Origin of the sequence: Tahibacter sp., from assembly GCF_035481375.1 — a bacterium.
Classification (GTDB): domain Bacteria; phylum Pseudomonadota; class Gammaproteobacteria; order Xanthomonadales; family Rhodanobacteraceae; genus Tahibacter.
The window spans coordinates 1-3,103 of record NZ_DATIGT010000209.1 but is presented as its reverse complement, the minus strand read 5'-3'; the positions used below and the strand labels follow the sequence as shown (position 1 = coordinate 3,103).

2 protein-coding genes are annotated in these 3,103 nt (G+C 69.2%); one reads left to right on the top strand and one right to left on the bottom strand.

Annotation, left to right across the window (positions count from 1 at the left end; genetic code table 11):
* The first annotated feature begins 322 nt into the window (after positions 1–322).
* Positions 323–2,233 carry a hypothetical protein gene (locus VLF18_RS13810; protein WP_325280211.1) on the top strand — a complete coding sequence of 637 codons (1,911 nt, stop codon included), beginning with the start codon at positions 323–325 and terminating at the stop codon, positions 2,231–2,233.
* Positions 2,234–2,540: 307 nt separating this feature from the next.
* On the opposite strand, the gene VLF18_RS13805 is transcribed toward VLF18_RS13810, so the two are convergent.
* Complete coding sequence (locus VLF18_RS13805; protein ID WP_325280210.1) at positions 2,541–2,963, bottom strand: class I SAM-dependent methyltransferase; 423 nt, start codon at positions 2,961–2,963, stop codon at positions 2,541–2,543.
* Positions 2,964–3,103 lie beyond the last annotated feature (140 nt).

Below are 3,103 nucleotides of genomic sequence, written 5' to 3'. Positions count from 1 at the left end.
GCGCTCGACGCGGCGCAGCGGCGTGCGCGCGAGCTCGCGGGAGAGCGGGCGGTGCCGTGAGGGGAAATCGGGAACCGGTGGAGCCACGCGGAGCGCTGCCTGCTTCCGGAGATCCGCAAAACGTGGGAACCCGCGCCTGCTCCCCTCTCCCCCGAGCAAGCTCGGGGGAGAGGATCGCAAACGGATAGGCCTTCGCACGCAATCACGCAACCGCCCCAACGCCCATCGAATCGTTCACGCATGTGAAACGAGCATGCAACGAATGCGGGCGAACGCCCGCGTATCGACACTGCCCCGGCTGCAATTCCTGCCTGGAGTGTCCATGAAAGCGTCTGCCGCACTGATTCTGTCTTTCTTCGCCACCGCCGCCGCGGCCGAGCCGCCGGCGGCCGCCACGTTCCTGTTCTCCCGCGGCGGCAGCGTCAGCGCGCCGCTGGCCGACGGCAGCCACGTCTATCTCGCGACCGGCAGCACGGTCACCGCCTGGAATCGCGGCGGCGACGGCTCGCTGACGCCGACCGGCGACAGCCGCGCGACACCGGTGCAGGGCGTCATCAACGCACTGGCCCGCTCCGGCGACTATCTGTATGCGAGCTACCGCGGCTACGCGACCGAGGACTCCGGCGTCGCGGTCTATTCGATCGCCGACCGCAACGTGCCGCAGCTGCTGGGCCAATACGCCTACAGCGACGCCGAGTTCCTGTTCGCCGGCGGCATCGCCGTCGCGGCGAATCACCTGTACGTGTTCGACAACGAACAGGGCGTGTTCGCGAGCCCGCTGACGAGCCCGGCCGTGCCGACCTTCACGCACGTCAACACCGGCTGGGGCAACTACGATCAGGTCTATGCGGCCGGCAATCACCTCTACACGGTAGGCCGGACGTTTCTGTCCAGCACGGCGCTGGCGATCTTCGACCTGACCACGCCGCTCGCGCCGCAGCAGGTCGGCAGCGCGTCGCTCGACGGCTACGACAATTTCCGCCTCAAGGTGCAGCCGCCGTTCGCCTACGGCTTCGGCCTCGCCGTGAACATCAGCGACATCAGCAATCCGGCCAACATCGTGCCGCGCGGCCGCGTCGATTCGCCGGTCGCCTACGAAGGCATCGTGCTCGGCAATCACGCCTGGAGCCTCGGCCTCGACGGCCTCGACATCTGGAACGTCTCGAATCCCGACCAGCCGACCTCGGTCGGCCACTCGACGATCGGCACGTTCGCGACCGATGCGACCGCGGCACTCGACGGCGACGCGTTCCTCGCCACGCGCGCCGATCGCTTCGTGCGCATCGACGCGACCCAGCCGGCGACGCCGGTGCAGCGCAGCGAGGCGATGCTGCCGGCCGGCACGGCGGCCTACGACGTCAGCGTCCGCGGCGATCGCGCGCTGCTGCTCGGCAATGCCTACGGGCTCAACGTGGCGGATGCGGCCGATCTCGCGCCGCTCGCGCGCTTTGAGACCAGTCTCGATCCGTCGCTGCAGGGCCGCGCGTTCGAGCAGCTCGCCGTCGACGGCAATCGCGCCTACCTCACGAGCTGGGGCAGCGGCCTGATCATCGCCGACCTCACGAATCCTTCCGCACCGCAACAACTGGGCTACTGGGAATACCCGTTCGCGACCGCGATCGCGGCGCGCGGCAACCGCGCCTGGGTCGGCCGTTCGACCAACGGCGGCGAAGTCGTCGCGCTCGACGTGACGAACGCGGCGCAGCCGCAGGTACTCGGCGCGCAGACGACCAGCAAGGTGCTGCGCCTCGCGCTGCACGGCGACTACCTGTACGTCGCCGACGAAGCGCAGTTCGGCAGCAAGGGCGGCGGCCTGCTCGTCATGAACATCGCCGCGGGCGCGCCGTCGCCGGTCGGCAGCTACGCCGGCTGCGGCACGGTGCGCGACGTCGCGGTCAGCACGAACGGCCGGCGCGCGCTGGTCGCCTGCGGCGAGACCGCGCACTACGTCGACCTGACGAACCCGGCGCAGCCGCAGCAGCTCGGCACCTACGCCGATGCCGGCAACAGCGTCGCGCTGCAGGGCGACCGCGCGTTCATCGCGAGCGGCACCGGCCTCGACGAAGTCAGCTTCGCGAACCCGGCCCAGCCGCTGCGCCTGCAGCACTGGGACCTGCCGACGACGGCAACGCGCGTGCAGGTCGGCGCCGACGCGCGCGTCTATGCATTGACCGGCATGGGCGGCGTTTTCGTCTACGCGGCCGATCGCCTGTTCGCCGACGGACTGGAGTAACCGGATCCGGAAAAACCGCCGCAGCGTGCTTCTTCGGTGGCATGCTGCAGCGCGACATGGCGCGTGAGTGACGAAATGCACATACGCGCACGGCCTGGCTTTTGTTGCTTGGTTATTTGTACAAAGATCGAAATCGTTGCCGAATCGGGAAAATGCGAATCCGTTGCGACGTTCCGCAGCGTATTCGCGTCCGGGTACGGCGTGCCGCTCCCATCCCCCCTAATACCCCCCGGTGCGCGGCACGCCCTGGAACGCCGCGCCGCAGACCGCTCAATCTGCGGCGCGGCGTTCGTCTTTCCGGAGACGGTCAGTCGGCGGCCGCTTCCATTGCGGTGACCCACGGCGCCTGGCGCGGTCCGACCCAGCCCATGGAACCGACCGACAGCAGCCCGGCCTCGGCGAAGGTCTGCCGATACCAGCGCGGCGTGCGGCGGTGGAAGCCGTCGAGATCGCCGACGAGCTTGTCGCGCGCCGTATACACCTCGATGAAGGCCAGTCCTTCGAGCTGGTCCACGATGCCCGAGAGACCGCGGCGCAGTTCCGCGCCGCGCACGTAGTGCAGCATGTCCGCGCAGACGATGAGGTCGAAGCGTTCGTCGAAGCGCAGGTGTTCGAGCTGACCGAACGTCGCGAGGCGCAGATTGCGCGTGCGGCCCCAGCGCGATCGCGTATTCGCTCGAATCGAGGCCGAGATAGCGCGCATCGGGCCGCAGCGCGTGCAGCGGCGCATGCCAGGCGCCTTCGCCGCAGCCGACGTCGAGCACGTTGCGGATGGGCCGGCCGAGGTAGTACTCGGCCATCGCGACGGCCATCGCGACCTTGCGCGCCAGCACCTCGCGCGAAATCACGCGGTGCTGGTCGTCGCGGTAC